Source organism: Actinacidiphila glaucinigra (assembly GCF_035918135.1).
GTDB classification, from domain to species: Bacteria; Actinomycetota; Actinomycetes; order Streptomycetales; family Streptomycetaceae; genus Actinacidiphila; species Actinacidiphila glaucinigra.
In genome coordinates, this window is record NZ_CP109144.1 from 2,977,649 (window position 1) to 2,995,000 (window position 17,352).

The following is a 17,352-nucleotide window of genomic DNA, read 5'->3' on the forward strand; positions in this document are numbered from 1 at the left end:
CGCACAGCGGCGCCCGGCGACGGGACGGTTGTCCCGCGCCGGGCGCCGCGGTGTCCGTGAGCGCCCGAGAGGCCGGGCGTCACCCCGCTTCCGGGTCGCCGGGGGTGAAGGTGAGGCGCTGGACCTGGCCGGGGTCACCCGCGGGTCCCAGGTCCTTGCCGTTGACGAAGAGATTGACCGCGCCCGCGTTGCCGATGATGAGGTTGATCTTGCTCTTGTCGGTGAAGGTCTTGGAGTCGCCCGGCTCCAGACTGCCCTGGAAGAGCTGCCTTCCGTTGCTGTCCACCGCCTGGATCCAGCTCTTGGCGTTCGGGGCGGTGAGCTTGACGGTGACCTTGTCGGCCGGAGCGGCGGCGATCGCGCTGTCGGACTCCTCGGGCCTCGGCGCGGTGCTCGTGGCGCTGCCGGACGGCTTGGCCGCCGGGCTCGCCGCACTCGGCTTGCCCGCCACCGGCTCCTTGCCGCCGTCCTCACCACCGCTGAAGAGGGTGAAGCCGACGAAGCCGACGACGGCGACGATCGCCGCGACCATGGCCGCGGTCCAGTTGGGGCGGCGCGGTTCGGAGCGCATCCGCTCCGCCTCGTACAGCGGCGCCACGGGGGTGGGGGCGGGCGCACTGCCGTGCTCCGCCGAGAACTGCTCGATCAGGGCCTCGGGATCGAGGCCCACGGCGCGTGCGATCGCCCGGATGTGGCCGCGGGCGTACACGTCGCCGCCGCAGCGGGAGAAATCGTCCTGCTCGATCGCGTGCACGATGGGCGCGCGCACACGCGTTGTGGTACTGACCTCGTCGACGGTCAGACCCGCGGCGACGCGGGCCTGGGCGAGGGCACGACCGACCGGGATCCGGTCGTCGGGGGGCGGGTTGCCGATGGACACGGGGGCGCCTTTCGAGCGTGCAGCCACCTGCTGGAGACTCAGTCTAGGGGGGTGTGCAAAAGGACGGGCAAGCGGGCGGGCGTTGTTTGTCCGCCATCAGGATTGCCGTCTTTCCCGGCGCCGATGACAGTCGGCCATACGCCTTCCCCCTGCAATAACTTGACGTGCGGGCGGTAGCAACGGTTGCGTCCAGTCCACTTACGAGTGAGCCACGGAACGGCTACGAACCGGCATCGCCGCGGAGTACGGCGAGTACTCCGTCCATCTCGTCCGGCTTGACCAGTACGTCACGGGCCTTCGACCCCTCGCTGGGGCCGACGATCCCGCGCGATTCCATCAGGTCCATGAGCCTGCCCGCTTTCGCGAAGCCGACACGCAGTTTGCGCTGGAGCATCGAAGTCGAGCCGAATTGCGTGGAGACGACCAGTTCCGCGGCCTGGCACAACAGGTCCAGATCGTCGCCGATCTCCTCGTCGATCTCCTTCTTCGGGCCCGAGCCGACGACCACGTCGTCACGGTAGGCGGGGGTCAACTGCGCCTTGCAGTGGGTGACGACGGCGTGGATCTCGTCCTCGGTGACGAAGGCGCCCTGCATGCGGACCGGTTTGTTCGCGCCCATCGGCAGGAACAGCCCGTCACCCTTTCCGATCAGCTTCTCGGCGCCGGCCTGGTCGAGGATGACCCGGCTGTCGGCCAGGGAGGAGGTCGCGAAGGCCAGCCGGGAGGGCACGTTGGCCTTGATGAGACCCGTGACGACGTCGACGCTGGGCCGCTGGGTGGCCAGCACCAGGTGGATGCCGGCGGCCCGGGCGAGCTGGGTGATGCGGACGATCGCATCCTCCACGTCCCTCGGCGCGACCATCATCAGGTCGGCGAGCTCGTCCACGATCACCAGCAGGTAGGGGTAGGGCGTGAGCTCCCGCTCGCTGCCCTCGGGCGGCTTCGCCTTGCCGCTGCGCACGGCCGCGTTGAAGTCGTCGATGTGCCGGAAGCCGTAGGCTGCCAGGTCGTCGTAGCGCAGGTCCATCTCGCGCACGACCCACTGCAACGCCTCGGCGGCCCGCTTGGGGTTGGTGATGATCGGGGTGATGAGGTGTGGGATGCCCTCGTACGCGGTCAGCTCGACGCGCTTGGGGTCGACCAGCACCATCCGCACCTCGTCGGGTGTGGCACGCGCCAGGATCGAGGTGATCAGGCAGTTGATGCAGGAGGACTTGCCGGACCCGGTGGCGCCCGCGACGAGGATGTGCGGCATCCGCGCGAGGTTGGCCATGACGTAGCCGCCCTCGACGTCCTTGCCGAGGGCCACCGTCATCGGGTGCTCCTCGCCGGCGGCGTCCGCGGAGCGCAGTACGTCGCCGAGGTTGACCATCTCCCGGTCGCTGTTGGGGATCTCGATGCCGACCGCCGACTTGCCGGGGATCGGGCTGATGATCCGTACGTCCGGACTGGCCACGGCGTACGCGATGTTCTTGGCGAGGGCCGTGATCCGCTCGACCTTGACGGCCTGGCCGAGCTCCACCTCGTAGCGGGTAACCGTCGGGCCGCGGGTGAACCCGGTGACCCGCGCGTCGACCTTGAACTGCGAGAAGACGCTCGTCAGCGACTCGACCACGGCGTCGTTGGCGGCGCTGCGGGTGCGTCCGGGACCGCCGCGCTCCAGCAGGTCCAGGGACGGCAGGCCGTAGGTGATGTCGCCCGACAGCTGGAGCTGTTCGGCGCGCGGCGGCAGCGCCGTGCCCTCGCCGTGCGCCGCGGCCTTGGTGAGGTCGGGCACGGACGGGCCCGCGTCCTCGTCGGCGCCGCCCTCCCCGGTGTCCCGGGCCGGCGGCAGGGAGTGGCTGACGAGGTCCGCGACGACCGAGGAGCCGGGCACACCGTAGGTGAGGGCGCCGTCGAGGTCGGCGGCCACGCCGTAGGCGAGGCCGACCGCGTCCAGGCCGTCGCCGGGCGTGAGATCGGGCAGTTCCGTCGGCTCCTGACGGCGCTTGGAGCGGCGGCGCGCCCTCTCCCCGCCGTCCTGGGGGGCGGCTTCCTCCAGCAGGTCGCTGAAGGGCACGGCGTCGTCCTCGGCCCCGGCGGGGGCCTGCTCCTCCACCAGGCCCAGCCGGATGCCGAGTTCGCGCAGCCGCCGAGGAATGGCGTTGACCGGGGTCGCGGTGGTGACGAGCAGCCCGAAGAAGGTGAGCAGCGCCAGCAGCGCCACCGCGAGCGGTGCGCCGACGGTGTAGCCGAGCGGCGCGGACGCCGCCCAGCCGATGAGCCCGCCCGCGTCGCGGATCGCGTCGGCGCCCTGGCCCCGTCCGGGGGAACCGCAGCCGATGTGGACCAGCCCCAGCACGCCGACGCTGAGGGTGGTCAGGCCGATGACGATGCGCCCGTTGGCGTCGGACTTCTGCGGATGGCGCATCAGCCGCCAGACGACGGCGCCGACGAGGAAGGGCACGAGCAGGTCCAGCCGCCCGAACAGCCCGGTGATCAGGATCTCGACCAGGTCGCCCACCGGCCCGCGCAGATCCGACCAGGTGCCGGTGGCCACGACCAGCGCGAGGCCGAGCAGCAGCAGCGCCAGGCCGTCCTTGCGGTGCGCCGGGTCGAGACCGCGCGCGCCGCGCCCGACGCCGCGGAAGAGCGCGCCCACGGTGTGCGCCAGGCCGAGCCAGACCGCTCGCGCGAGCCGGTAGACACCCCCGGTCGGGGACGGCGCCGGCTTCGGCGCGGGTTTGGCCGCCGCCGCCTTGGCGGGCGGCTTCTTGGCCGCCGCCTTCTTCGTGGGGGCCTTCTTCGCCGCGGGCTTGGCCGCAGGTTTGGCGGCAGCCTTCTTGGCGGTGCCGGGCGTACGTGAGGCCATGATGGTGAGGTTACCGTTCCGCCCCGCGCACGACACGCGTGGCCACGCATACCGCCATTCGTGTCGTGACCCTGGTGCGCCAAGGATGACTTTGCGTCAAGTGGCGCACATGCTTCACTCCTGCGGGGGAATCTTCTTGTCGCCGCCGCCCGTGCCGGGCTCCAGCGCGTCCAGCGCGCGGCGCAGCCCGGTCAGCTTGCGCTCCAGGTGGGCGGCCGTGGCCACCGCCGCCGCGTCCGCGGACTCGTCGAGTTGCTTGGACAGCGCCTCCGCCTGCTCCTCCACGGCGGCGAGCCGCGCGGAGAGCTCGGCGAGCAGGCCCACGGGCTCCTTGGAGCCGTTGCCGCCGGAGCGGGCGCCCTGTTCCAGCTGCAGCCGGAGCAGGGCGGCCTGCTCGCGCAACTGGCAGTTCTTCATGTAGAGCTCGACGAAGACCGAGACCTTGGCGCGCAGCACCCACGGGTCGAAGGGCTTGGAGATGTAGTCCACCGCACCGGCCGCGTAGCCGCGGAAGGTGTGGTGCGGCCCGTGGTTGATGGCGGTCAGGAAGATGATCGGGATGTCGCGGGTGCGTTCGCGCCGCTTGATGTGCGCCGCGGTCTCGAACCCGTCCATGCCCGGCATCTGGACGTCGAGCAGGATCACCGCGAAGTCGTCGGTGAGCAGCGCCTTGAGCGCTTCCTCCCCGGACGATGCCCGCACCAGGGTCTGATCGAGCGCGGAGAGGATGGCCTCCAGCGCCAGCAGATTCTCCGGCCGGTCATCGACCAGGAGGATCTTGGCCTTCTGCACCATGGCCCGCCCTCCTCGCCCCGGCACTGCACCGGTCGCCGCCCCCACGGACGACTCCTGAGCGCCGCCCGTCCTTGTGCCGGTCATGGTAGCCGCACCCCGCTGTCCGCCACACCCTGTCACCGCCATGTCACTGTGCACGTAGCGGAAACGCAAGCGGAGACCAGAAGGTTCCCAGATTCCCGCACTCTCACACCTCTTCACACACGCCGAGTCATGGACGTTCACCGTCCGTTGCCCGCCGGACCACCCAACGTGGCGCCCGACGCGGCGTCACCTGGACTGCATCCACTGCTCCATCACCGCGAGCAGGTGGTCGGTGTCCACCGGCTTGGCGACGTAGTCGGACGCCCCGGACTCGATGCTCTTCTCCCGGTCGCCCTTCATCGCCTTCGCCGTCAGCGCGATGATCGGCAGCCCGGCGAACTGGGGCATCCTGCGGATCGCGGCCGTGGTCGCGTAACCGTCCATCTCGGGCATCATGATGTCCATCAGCACCACGGCGACGTCGTCGTGCTGCTCCAGGACCTCGATCCCCTCCCGGCCGTTCTCCGCGTACAGCACGGTCAGCCCGTGCTGCTCCAGCACGCTGGTGAGGGCGAAGACGTTGCGGATGTCGTCGTCGACGATGAGCACCTTCTCACCGCTGAACCCGCCCGCGAAGCCGGTGTAGGCGTCGCTGTGCGCGCCCTCCACCCACGACTCGGGCAGCGCGGCGCGTTCCACCGGCCCGGCGGCCGCCGCGGGCCGCGGGGTTGCCGCCGAACGCCGGCGCAGCCGGGCCAGGCTGCTGCCCGCGCCCCGGCCGCGCACCGCCACATGGCCGTGCGCGGGGGCGTGGAGCGGCTCGACCGGTGCTCCCTCGAGTTCGGCGGCCTCGCCGCCGGGGAGCTGCAGGTAGCCCTGGGGCGGCAGTTCGGTGGTGTTGAGCGGCAGGTAGAGGGTGAAGGTCGAGCCGCGGCCGGGCTGGCTGTCGGCGTGGATCTCGCCGCCGAGCAGCCGGGCGATCTCCCGGCTGATGGACAGGCCCAGGCCCGTACCGCCGTACTTGCGGCTGGTGGTGCCGTCCGCCTGCTTGAAGGCCTCGAAGATGACCCGCATCTTGCTCGCCGCGATGCCGATGCCGGTGTCGGTCACGGAGAAGGCGATCAGCGGCTCGTCCGCGCCCCGCAGCGAGCCGGACTCCAGCAACTGCTCCCGGATCGCCTGCGGCACGTCGGGGCCGGCCGGGCGGATGACCAGTTCGACCGAGCCGCTGTCGGTGAACTTGACCGCGTTCGACAGCAGGTTGCGCAGCACCTGCAGCAGCCGCTGCTCGTCGGTGTGGAGTGTGGCGGGCAGCTCCGGGGAGACCCGTACCGAGAAGTCCAGGCCCTTCTCCGCCGTGAGGGGCCGGAAGGTCGCCTCCACGTAGTCGACCAGCTGGACCAGGGCGATGCGGGTCGGGCTGACGTCCATCTTGCCCGCCTCGACCTTGGACAGGTCCAGGATGTCGTTGATGAGCTGCAGCAGGTCCGAGCCGGCGCCGTGGATCGTCTCGGCGAACTCGACCTGCTTCGGGGAGAGATTGCCCTCGGCGTTGTCCGCGAGCAGCTTGGCCAGGATGAGCAGCGAGTTGAGCGGGGTGCGCAGCTCGTGCGACATGTTGGCCAGGAACTCGGACTTGTAGCGCATCGAGACGGCCAACTGCTCGGCGCGCTCCTCCAGGACCTGCCGGGCCTCCTCGATCTCGGTGTTCTTCACCTCGATGTCCCGGTTCTGGCGGGCCAGCAGCTCCGCCTTCTCCTCCAGCTCCGTGTTGGACATCTCCAGCTGCTTCTGCCGGTTCTCCAGCTCCGCCGAGCGCTCCCGCAGCTGCTCGGTCAGCTCCTGCGACTGCTCCAGCAGGTACTCGGTCTTGGTGTTCACGCTGATGGTGTTCACGCTGACCGCGATCATGTCGGTGATCTGGCCGAGGAAGTCCTTCTGGATCTGGGTGAGCGGCTGGAAGGAGGCCAGCTCCATGACACCGAGCACCCGGTCCTCGAACACCACCGGCAGCACGATGACATGGGCCGGCGGCGCCTCGCCGAGACCGGAGGAGATCCGCAGGTAGCCCGGCGGCACGTCCTCCACCAGGATCGAGCGCTTCTCGACGGCGGCCGTGCCGATCAGCCCCTCTCCGGGCAGGAACACCGTCGGCATCGTCCGCTTGGAGAAGCCGTACGAGCCGCTCAGCCGCAGCTCGTAGCCTTCGTCGATCTCCTCCCCGCCGGCCGGCTCCTCCGCGATGAAGAAGGCGCCGTGCTGGGCGGAGACCACCGGGGTCAGCTCGCTCATGATGAGCGCCGCCACGTCGTTGAGGTCGCGGCGGCCCTGCATCAGACCGGAGATGCGGGCGAGGTTGCCCTTGAGCCAGTCCTGCTCCTTGTTGGCGAGCGTGGTCTCGCGGAGTCGGACGATCATGGTGTTGATGTAGTCCTGGAGCTCCAGGATCTCGCCCGCCGCGTCCACGTCCGTGCGGATGTTGAGGTCGCCGCGGGTCACCGCGGTGGCCACCTGGGCGATGTTGCGGACCTGACGGGTCAGGTTGTTCGCCATCAGGTTCACCGACTCGGTGAGGTCCTTCCAGATGCCGGAGACTCCCGGCACGCGCGCCTGGCCGCCCAGGCGGCCCTCGGTGCCCACCTCGCGGGCCACCCGGGTCACCTGGTCACCGAAGGCGGAGAGCTGGTCGACCATCGTGTTGATGGTCGTCTTCAGCTCCAGGATCTCCCCGTGCGCGTCGACGTCGATCTTCTTGGACAGGTCTCCGCGGGCGACCGCGGTGGTGACCATGGCGATGTTGCGGACCTGGCCGGTCAGGTTGGAGGCCATGTTGTTGACCGACTCGGTGAGGTCCTTCCACGAGCCGGACACACCCGGCACGCGCGCCTGACCGCCGAGGATGCCGTCGGTGCCCACCTCGCGGGCCACCCGGGTCACCTCGTCACCGAAGGCGGAGAGCGTGTCGACCATCGTGTTGATGGTCTCGGCGAGCTGGGCGACCTCGCCGCGCGCCTCGACGGTGATCTTCTTGGTGAGGTCGCCGTTGGCGACGGCGGTGGCGACGGAGGAGATCGAACGCACCTGGCTGGTCAGGTTGTTGGCCATCAGGTTGACGTTGTCGGTGAGGTCCTTCCAGATGCCGGAGACGTCCCGCACCCGCGCCTGGCCGCCCAGCTGGCCCTCGGTGCCCACCTCGCGGGCCACCCGGGTCACCTCGTCACCGAAGGCGGACAGCTGGTCGACCATCGTGTTCACGGTGGTGACCAGGGCGAGGATCTCGCCCTTGGCGTCGACGGTGATCTTCTTGGACAGGTCGCCCTGGGCGACCGCGGTGGTGACCTCGGCGATGTTGCGGACCTGCATGGTGAGGTTGTTCGCCATGAAGTTGACGGACTGCGTCAGGTCCTTCCAGGTGCCCGACACGCCCTTCACCTCGGCCTGGCCGCCCAGGATGCCCTCGGTGCCCACCTCGCGGGCCACCCGGGTCACCTGCTCGGCGAAGGAGGAGAGCTGGTCGACCATCGTGTTGAGGACGTTCTTCAGTTCCAGGATCTCGCCGCGCGCGTCGACGTCGATCTTCTGGGAGAGGTCGCCGCGGGCCACCGCGGTGGCCACCTGGGCGATGTTGCGGACCTGCGCGGTCAGGTTGCCCGCCATGCCGTTCACGGAGTCGGTCAGGTCGCGCCACACGCCGGCCACCCCGGGCACCTGCGCCTGGCCGCCGAGCCGTCCCTCGGTGCCGACCTCGCGGGCCACCCGGGTCACCTGCTCGGCGAAGGAGGAGAGCTGGTCGACCATCGTGTTGATGGTGTTCTTCAGCTCAAGGATCTCGCCGCGCGCGTCGACGTCGACCTTCTGGGAGAGGTCACCGCGGGCCACCGCCGTCGTCACCTGCGCGATCTGGCGCACCTGCGAGGTGAGGTTGCCCGCCATGAAGTTGACGGAGTCCGTCAGCTCCTTCCACACGCCGCTCACGCCGTCGACGCGGGCCTGACCGCCGAGGCGGCCCTCCGTGCCCACGTCCCGGGCCATACGCGTGACCTGTCCGGCGAACGAGGACAGCTGGTCCACCATGCGGTTCACGGTGTTCTTCAGCTCCAGCATCTCGCCGGAGACGTCCACCGTGACCTTCTGCGACAGGTCGCCGTTGGCGACCGCCGTCGTCACCTGCGCGATGTTGCGGACCTGGCCGGTCAGGTTGCGGAACGCGGTGTTCACCGAATCCGTCAGGTCCTTCCACAGACCCGCCGCACCCGGTACCTGCGCCTGGCCGCCCAGCTCTCCCTCGACGCCGACCTCACGCGCCACTCGGGTCACTTCGGCACCGAAGGCCGACAGCTGGTCCACCATCGTGTTGACGGTGTTCTTCAGCTCCAGCATCTCGCCGGAGACGTCCACCGTCACCTTCTGCGACAGGTCGCCGTTGGCGACCGCCGTCGTCACCTGCGCGATGTCCCGCACCTGGCCGGTCAGGTTGCGGAACGCGGTGTTCACCGAGTCGGTGAGGTCCTTCCAGATGCCCGCCGCGCCCGGTACCTGCGCCTGGCCGCCGAGCCGGCCGTCCGCGCCGACCTCGCCCGCGACACGGGTCACCTCGTCGGCGAAGGTGCGCAGCGTCTCGGTCATCGCGTTGACCGTCTCGGCGAGCTGCGCGACCTCGCCGCGCGCGCCGATGGTGATCTTCTGCGACAGGTCGCCGTTGGCGACCGCGGTGGTCACCTGGGCGATGTCACGCACCTGGGCCGTCAGATTGCCGGCCATCAGGTTGACGGAGTCCGTGAGGTCCTTCCACACGCCGTCGACCCCGGCCACCTTGGCCTGGCCGCCCAGCTGGCCCTCGGTGCCCACCTCGCGCGCGACGCGGGTCACCTCGGCGGCGAAGGAGGAGAGCTGGTCGACCATCGTGTTGACGGTGTTCTTCAGCTCCAGCATCTCGCCGGCCACGTGCACGGTGACCTTGCGCGACAGGTCGCCCTTGGCGACCGCCGTCGTGACGAGGGCGATGTCACGCACCTGGGCCGTCAGACGGGACGCCATGGTGTTGACCGAGTCCGTGAGGTCCTTCCACGAGCCGGACATGCCGCGCACCCGCGCCTGGCCGCCGAGCTTGCCCTCGGTGCCGACCTCGCTCGCCACCCGGGTCACCTCGTCGGTGAACGTGGACAGCTGGTCGACCAGCCCGTTGACGGTGCGGCCCACCTTGAGGAACTCGCCGCGCAGCGGATGCCCGGAACCGTCGGCGCCCTGCGCGCGCAGGTCCATCCGCTGCTCCAGGTCGCCCTCCGCGACCGCCGACAGCACCCGGCCGACCTCGGACATGGGGCGCACGAGGTCGTCCACGAGCGCGTTGGATGCGTCGATGGCCGCCGCCCAGGCGCCCTCGCACGCCCCCGTCTCCAGGCGCTCCGCGAGCTTGCCCTCCCGGCCCACGACCCGCCGCACCCGCGCCAGCTCCCCGGTGAGGTGCTGGTTGCGGTCGGCGACTTCGTTGAACACCGCGGAGATCTCCGCCATGACCCCGTCGCCGGTGACCGTCAGCCTCTTGCGGAAGTTGCCGTCCCGCATGGACTCCAACGCCGACAGCAGCCTGTGCAGGGCCGCCGAGTCGACCTCGACGGTCCCCGAACCGGCCCCGCTCGTACGCGCCCGCACGTTCTTGACCCGTGCGGAACCGCCCTGCCTCGCCGCGGATGCCGCGCCGCCTCGCGCCGATGCGCCAGACTCCACCGTGTCCCTCCCGGAGGGTCGACCGACCTGCATGTGCCTCGTTCAGGCATGACCAGTGTTTCACCATGCCCGGGCCCGGCCATAACAGTTCGGCAGCATCGCATATGACCGGCGTCATGATCGGGGCAGGAACACCCCCAACCGGCACACACGCGGTCGCCGGGGGTAAGTAACCTGGCATGCGGTTGCCCACCTTGGGCCGGGCGTACACCTCGAAGTGGGGGCCGGTGGTGACAGTACAGCGGACGACGAATGGTGACGTCCCGGGACAAACAAGGAGATCTGTGATCACGGCGCGGGCAGCGGCCACCTTCGAACCCGTGGGACGTTCGGTCGCCACCGCACGCGCGTTCGTCCGCGACACGCTCCAGGGCTGGGGCTTCTCCGAGGTGGTCGACGACGCCGTCGTCCTGACCAGTGAACTCGTCACCAACGCCGTCGTCCACGCCGGCACCGCCGCGGACGTCCAGTGCCTGCGTTTCGAGTCCGCCGTACGGATCGAGGTCGCCGACCGCTACCCGGAACGTGAGCTTCCTCTCCACGACGCCAAGAAGCAGATCCACCCCGACCACGAGGGCGGCCGCGGCCTGCTCCTGTGCTCGGCGCTGGCCAGCCGCTGGGGCGTGGAGTACACCGCGGCCAACAAGCACGTCTGGTTCCGCCTCGACCTCCCCCAGCGTCCCGCGGGCACCCGTTCCGCGGGCCCGGCCCTGCCCGTCCAGGCACTGCCGCTGGCCGACGAGCGGGTCCGCGTCGCCGTCGTCCAGGTCGACCGGGGCGGCATCATCACCCGCTGGAACCAGGACGCCGCCGAGCTCTTCGGCCACCCCGGCGACCAGGTGACCGGCAAGCCGCTCGGCGACTTCGCCGCCTGGCCGCAGACCCCCGGCACCGGCCACGGCATCGCCGAGGCCCTGCGGCTGTCCCGCTGGGAGGGCAGCTACGGCGTCCGCGACGCCGACGGGCGGATCCTTCCCGTCTACGGCACGCACCTGCGGGTCCGCGACACCTCCGGCGAGCCGTCCACCGTGTGCCTGCTGGTGCGCGAGGACGAGCGCGCCGTCCTGCAGAACCCCGGCCGCGGCATGGTCGCCGTCGAGCGCGGCGCCGAACGCGGCAAGGCCGTGGACCCCTTCGAGTCCTTCATCGGCTCCCCCGCCCCCGACGACCTCGACGGGCTGCTGCAGCGCACCGTGGAGCGCGCCCGCGACATGCTCGACGGCGACGCCGCCTACCTCCTGCTCGCCACCGACGACGAGACCGAGCTGGAGGTGCGCGCCTCCACCGGCCTCCCCTCCGCCCGGCAGCGCTTCGCGCGCGTCCCCGTCGAGGCCGGCACCGGCCGCTACGGCAGCGCCCGCATGCCCGCCGTCCACGAGGACCTCACGGCGGTCCCCGGCGCCGTCCCGCTGCTCGCCGGCACCGGCATGCGCTCCGTCGTCACCGTCCCCCTCAAGGTCGAGGGCCGCCTCACCGGTTCGCTCGGCGTCGCCGCGGAGAGCCCCGGCCGCTACACCAACGAGGAGGCGCTGCGGCTGCAGTTCGCCGCCGACCGCATCGCGCTGGCGGTGGAGAGCGCCCGCCTCACCGAGCTCGAGCGCCTGCGCCGAGGCTCGCTGTCCTTCCTGGTGGAGGCCTCCGACCTGCTGGCGGGCACCCTCGAACGCGACCAGACGCTGGCCCTGATGGCCCAGATGACCGTGCCCACCCTGGCCAACTGGTGCGCCGTCTACACGATCGCCGACCAGGCCTCGGAACCCGAACTCGCCTTCGTCCTGCACGAGGACGAGGACCGCATCGACGGCATCAAGGCCCTGCTCTCCCGCCTCGCCCCGCCCGACCCCGACCCCACCCCCGGCGCCCGCGCGTGGACGGCGCCCTCCGACGCCGCCCACTCCAGCGCCCTGCGCGCCTCCCTGCGCAGCCTGGGCCTCGGGGATGCCGGGCGGCCCGCGACGGGCCCGGGCACGGCCCTGGCGACCGCCGCCGCCGTCGGCGGCGAGACGGTCGTCCTCCCGCTGGTCGCCCGCAACCGCGTCATCGGCATGCTCACCCTCGGCAAGTCCGCCGACGAGCGCTTCCGCCAGGAGATCCTGGAACTCGCCGAGGACCTGTCGCGCCGGGCGGCCCTCGCCCTGGACAACGCCCGCCTCTACAGCGAGCGAACGGCCATCAGCCAGTCCCTCCAGCGCAGCCTGCTGCCGCCCGGCCTGCCGGTGATCCCCGGCGTCGAGGTCGAGGTCGTGTACCGCGCCGCCGGCGAGGGCAACGAGGTCGGCGGCGACTTCTACGACGTGTTCCCGATCCGCGACGGCTGCTGGGGCTTCGCCATCGGCGACGTGTGCGGCACGGGCCCCGAGGCCGCCGCCGTGACCGGTCTCGCCCGGCACGCGCTGCGTCTGCTCGCGCGCGAGGGCTTCAGCGGCCCGTCCGTCCTGGAGCGGCTCAACGCGGCCATCCTGGACGAGGGGGCCCGCAGCCGCTTCCTCACCCTCCTCTACGGCGAGATGTGGCCGCAGAACGACGGCAGCGCCGTCCTGAAGGTCGTCTGCGCCGGACACCCGCTGCCGCTGCGACTGCGGCAGAGCGGTGCCGTGGAACCGGCCGCGGAACCGCAGCCGCTCCTCGGCGTCATCGAGGACCTCGAACTCGTCGAGCAGACGGTCACCCTCGACCCCGGCGACGTCCTGCTCTGCGTCACCGACGGCGTCACCGAACGCCGCGAGGGCACCCGCATGCTCGGCGACGACGGCCTCGCCGACGTCCTGGCCACCTGCACGGGCCTCACCGCGGGTGCCGTCGCGGCCCGTATCCAGCGGGCCGTCGAGCGCTTCGCGTCGGACGCGCCCTCCGACGACATGGCCATCCTCACGATGCGCGTCCCGGAACTGGAACTGCCCGCCTGACGGAGGGCAGTTCGCCGAAGGCACCGAAAAACAGGAAAGGCCCCCGCCGTGAGGCGGGGGCCTTTCCTGTTATCAGAGCCCCAATACGGAATCGAACCGTAGACCTTCTCCTTACCATGGAGACGCTCTGCCGACTGAGCTATTGGGGCGTGTCGACGTGAAGGATCTTAACCCATGCCCGCCCCGGTTCGGAAATCCGCGCGACGTACGGCCCGACCGGAACAGCCCGGGATCAGAGAAGACCGCCGAGCGTGTTGCACGCCGCGGCCATCCGCTCCAACTCCCTCTCGGTCAGGCCCGGGTGGACGGGCAGCGACAGCGTCTCGCCGGCCGCCTTCTCGGTCCTGGGCAGGAACGAACTCGACCGGTACTCGGGCATCCGGTGCACGGGCGTCGGGATGCTCACGTTCGCCTGCACGCCCCGCGCGGCCAGGGCCATCGCGAAGGCGTCCCGGTCCGGACGGCCGTTCCCCGGTATGCGCACCGTGTAGCGGTGGTACACGTGGTGGGCACCGGGCTCCACGTAGGGCACCAGGACGCCGGTCAGGGCCGAGTCCAGGTAACGGCAGTTGGCCCGCTGCCGGGCCACGGCACCGGCCAGCTTCGCCAGCGCCCCGCGGCCCACGGACGCCTTGCGGTCGGCCATCCGGGCCTCGGCATGGGCGGTGTCCCGAAGCCGCTTGACGGCTCCGGCCAGTTCGGGGTGCTCCGTGGTCACCACGGCGCCCTCCTCGACGGCGAACACGCTCAGCACCCCGTAGGTGCCGACCCGGCGGCCGGCCAGCGTCGCCGCCTGGGCCTGGGTGGCGTCCTCGACGATCGCCAGGCCGTGCCGGGCGGCGATGTCGGTGATCTGGTCGACGGCCGCGGGGTGCCCGAAGAGGTGCACCGGCAGGATCGCCACCGTGAGGGGCGTGATCGCGGCGGCGACGGCCTCCGGGTCCAGGCAGAACGTCAGCGGGTCGATGTCCGCGAAGACCGGCACCGCACCGGCCCGCCGCACGGCGGCCGCGGTCTCCACGGGCGCGAACGACGGCAGGATCACTTCCTCGCCGGCACCGATGCCGAGCGAGAGCAGCGCCAGTTGCAGCCCGGAGGTCGCCGAGTCCACTGCGACGGCATGGCGTCCGTCCGCCGCGGACGAGAACTCGTCCTCCAGCGCGGCTACTTCAGCACCCTGGACCAGGAACTGCTGCATCAGGCCCACCTCCACTTACCCGGTTCCCGCAAGGATCACCGCAGCGGGTGATGCGTTGCTGATCTGAACATGAACAACGGGTGTGGATACGACAAAGAGCCGTGCCCCCGGACTGGGTCCGGGGGCACGGCTCTCAATATTTGTTCGGCGGCGTCCTACTCTCCCACAGGGTCCCCCCTGCAGTACCATCGGCGCTGAAAGGCTTAGCTTCCGGGTTCGAAATGTAACCGGGCGTTTCCCTAACGCTATGACCACCGAAACACTATGAAACTGTACGAACCGGCACCAGCCACCCCACAAAACAGCAGGGGCCGGGGTTCGTTGTTTCAGAACTACACAGTGGACGCGAGCAACCTATGGACAAGCCCTCGGCTTATTAGTACCGGTCAGCTCCACCCATTACTGGGCTTCCACATCCGGCCTATCAACCCAGTCGTCTACTGGGAGCCTTAACCCCTCAAGGGGGTGGGAGTCCTCATCTCGAAGCAGGCTTCCCGCTTAGATGCTTTCAGCGGTTATCCCTCCCGAACGTAGCCAACCAGCCATGCCCTTGGCAGGACAACTGGCACACCAGAGGTTCGTCCGTCCCGGTCCTCTCGTACTAGGGACAGCCCTTCTCAAGACTCCTACGCGCACAGCGGATAGGGACCGAACTGTCTCACGACGTTCTAAACCCAGCTCGCGTACCGCTTTAATGGGCGAACAGCCCAACCCTTGGGACCGACTCCAGCCCCAGGATGCGACGAGCCGACATCGAGGTGCCAAACCATCCCGTCGATATGGACTCTTGGGGAAGATCAGCCTGTTATCCCCGGGGTACCTTTTATCCGTTGAGCGACGGCGCTTCCACAAGCCACCGCCGGATCACTAGTCCCTACTTTCGTACCTGCTCGACCCGTCAGTCTCACAGTCAAGCTCCCTTGTGCACTTACACTCAACACCTGATTGCCAACCAGGCTGAGGGAACCTTTGGGCGCCTCCGTTACTCTTTAGGAGGCAACCGCCCCAGTTAAACTACCCACCAGACACTGTCCCTGATCCGGATCACGGACCGAGGTTAGACATCCAGCACGACCAGAGTGGTATTTCAACGACGACTCCACAATGGCTGGCGCCACCGCTTCACAGTCTCCCACCTATCCTACACAAGCCGAACCGAACACCAATATCAAGCTATAGTAAAGGTCCCGGGGTCTTTCCGTCCTGCTGCGCGAAACGAGCATCTTTACTCGTAGTGCAATTTCACCGGGCCTATGGTTGAGACAGTCGAGAAGTCGTTACGCCATTCGTGCAGGTCGGAACTTACCCGACAAGGAATTTCGCTACCTTAGGATGGTTATAGTTACCACCGCCGTTTACTGGCGCTTAAGTTCTCAGCTTCGCCCCACCGAAATGGAGCTAACCGGTCCCCTTAACGTTCCAGCACCGGGCAGGCGTCAGTCCGTATACATCGCCTTACGGCTTCGCACGGACCTGTGTTTTTAGTAAACAGTCGCTTCTCGCTGGTCTCTGCGGCCACCACCAGCTCAGGAAGTAAATCCCCTCACCAGCAATGGCCCCCCTTCTCCCGAAGTTACGGGGGCATTTTGCCGAGTTCCTTAACCATAGTTCACCCGAACGCCTCGGTATTCTCTACCTGACCACCTGAGTCGGTTTAGGGTACGGGCCGCCATGAAACTCGCTAGAGGCTTTTCTCGACAGCATAGGATCATCCACTTCACCACAATCGGCTCGGCATCAGGTCTCAGCCTCAATGAGTGGCGGATTTGCCTACCACTCGGCCTACACCCTTACCCCGGGACAACCACCGCCCGGGCTGGACTACCTTCCTGCGTCACCCCATCGCTCACCTACTACCACCTCGGGTCACCGGCTCCACCACTCCCCATCACTCCGAAGAGATCAAGGGCGGCTTCACGGGCTTAGCATCAGAGGGTTCAGCGCTGGCGCTTCAAAGCGGGTACCGGAATATCAACCGGTTGTCCATCGACTACGCCTGTCGGCCTCGCCTTAGGTCCCGACTTACCCTGGGCAGATCAGCTTGACCCAGGAACCCTTAGTCAATCGGCGCAAGAGTTTCCCACTCTTGTATCGCTACTCATGCCTGCATTCTCACTCGTGAACCGTCCACGACTCCCTTACAGGGCCGCTTCACCCGGCACACGACGCTCCCCTACCCATCACAGCCTCCGTTGGGAGTAATGCTGCAATGACACGACTTCGGCGGTACGCTTGAGCCCCGCTACATTGTCGGCGCGGAATCACTTGACCAGTGAGCTATTACGCACTCTTTCAAGGGTGGCTGCTTCTAAGCCAACCTCCTGGTTGTCTGTGCGACTCCACATCCTTTCCCACTTAGCGTACGCTTAGGGGCCTTAGTCGATGCTCTGGGCTGTTTCCCTCTCGACCACGGAGCTTATCCCCCGCAGTCTCACTGCCGCGCTCTCACTTACCGGCATTCGGAGTTTGGCTAAGGTCAGTAACCCGGTAGGGCCCATCGCCTATCCAGTGCTCTACCTCCGGCAAGAAACACACGACGCTGCACCTAAATGCATTTCGGGGAGAACCAGCTATCACGGAGTTTGATTGGCCTTTCACCCCTAACCACAGGTCATCCCCCAGGTTTTCAACCCTGGTGGGTTCGGTCCTCCACGCGGTCTTACCCACGCTTCAACCTGCCCATGGCTAGATCACTCCGCTTCGGGTCTTGGGCATGCGACTCAAACGCCCTATTCGGACTCGCTTTCGCTACGGCTACCCCACACGGGTTAACCTCGCCACACACCGCAAACTCGCAGGCTCATTCTTCAAAAGGCACGCAGTCACGAGACACCAGCAAGCTGATGTCCGACGCTCCCACGGCTTGTAGGCACACGGTTTCAGGTACTATTTCACTCCGCTCCCGCGGTACTTTTCACCATTCCCTCACGGTACTATCCGCTATCGGTCACCAGGGAATATTTAGGCTTAG

6 protein-coding genes, 1 tRNA gene and 2 rRNA genes (1 of these 9 running past the window's edge) are annotated in these 17,352 nt (G+C 68.7%); 1 reads left to right on the forward strand and 8 read right to left on the reverse strand.

Annotation, left to right across the window (positions count from 1 at the left end; translation table 11 throughout):
• Positions 1–79: 79 nt before the first annotated feature.
• The 4 genes from OIE69_RS12980 to OIE69_RS12995 form a co-directional block, all read right to left on the reverse strand.
• Positions 80–880 (reverse strand): helix-turn-helix domain-containing protein, encoded by an 801-nt coding sequence (locus OIE69_RS12980; protein ID WP_326572142.1) that lies wholly within the window; start codon positions 878–880, stop codon positions 80–82.
• A gap of 220 nt (positions 881–1,100) precedes the next feature.
• Complete coding sequence (locus OIE69_RS12985; RefSeq protein ID WP_326572143.1) at positions 1,101–3,731, reverse strand: DNA translocase FtsK; 2,631 nt, start codon at positions 3,729–3,731, stop codon at positions 1,101–1,103.
• Between the two features lie 114 nt (positions 3,732–3,845).
• Positions 3,846–4,526, reverse strand: coding sequence for a response regulator (locus tag OIE69_RS12990; RefSeq protein WP_326572144.1), 681 nt, complete (start codon positions 4,524–4,526; stop codon positions 3,846–3,848).
• A gap of 270 nt (positions 4,527–4,796) precedes the next feature.
• Positions 4,797–10,277: a HAMP domain-containing protein gene (locus tag OIE69_RS12995; RefSeq protein ID WP_392567496.1), complete on the reverse strand. Its 5,481-nt coding sequence runs from the start codon at positions 10,275–10,277 to the stop codon at positions 4,797–4,799.
• A 284-nt stretch (positions 10,278–10,561) separates the two neighbouring features.
• Here OIE69_RS12995 and OIE69_RS13000 point away from each other — a divergent pair, with 284 nt between their 5' ends.
• Positions 10,562–13,183, forward strand: a complete 2,622-nt coding sequence (locus OIE69_RS13000; protein ID WP_326572145.1) for a SpoIIE family protein phosphatase — start codon at positions 10,562–10,564, stop codon at positions 13,181–13,183.
• A gap of 76 nt (positions 13,184–13,259) precedes the next feature.
• Here the strand turns inward: OIE69_RS13000 and OIE69_RS13005 are convergent.
• The 4 genes from OIE69_RS13005 to OIE69_RS13020 form a co-directional block, all read right to left on the reverse strand.
• Positions 13,260–13,332, reverse strand: a tRNA-Thr gene (locus tag OIE69_RS13005).
• 83 nt (positions 13,333–13,415) lie between these two features.
• Positions 13,416–14,381, reverse strand: a complete 966-nt coding sequence (locus OIE69_RS13010) for a DegT/DnrJ/EryC1/StrS family aminotransferase (RefSeq protein WP_326572146.1) — start codon at positions 14,379–14,381, stop codon at positions 13,416–13,418.
• A gap of 142 nt (positions 14,382–14,523) precedes the next feature.
• Positions 14,524–14,640 (reverse strand): 5S ribosomal RNA (gene rrf / locus OIE69_RS13015).
• Between the two features lie 97 nt (positions 14,641–14,737).
• Positions 14,738–17,352, reverse strand: a 23S ribosomal RNA gene (locus tag OIE69_RS13020); it runs 507 nt beyond the window's last position.

Excerpts from the sequence above, each read along its gene's own strand:
- OIE69_RS13010 (WP_326572146.1), bottom strand. The coding sequence starts at position 14,381 with ATGCAGCAGTTCCTGGTCCAGGGTGCTGAAGTAGCCGCGCTGGAGGAC.
- OIE69_RS12990 (WP_326572144.1), bottom strand. The coding sequence starts at position 4,526 with ATGGTGCAGAAGGCCAAGATCCTCCTGGTCGATGACCGGCCGGAGAAT.
- OIE69_RS12985 (WP_326572143.1), bottom strand. The coding sequence starts at position 3,731 with ATGGCCTCACGTACGCCCGGCACCGCCAAGAAGGCTGCCGCCAAACCT.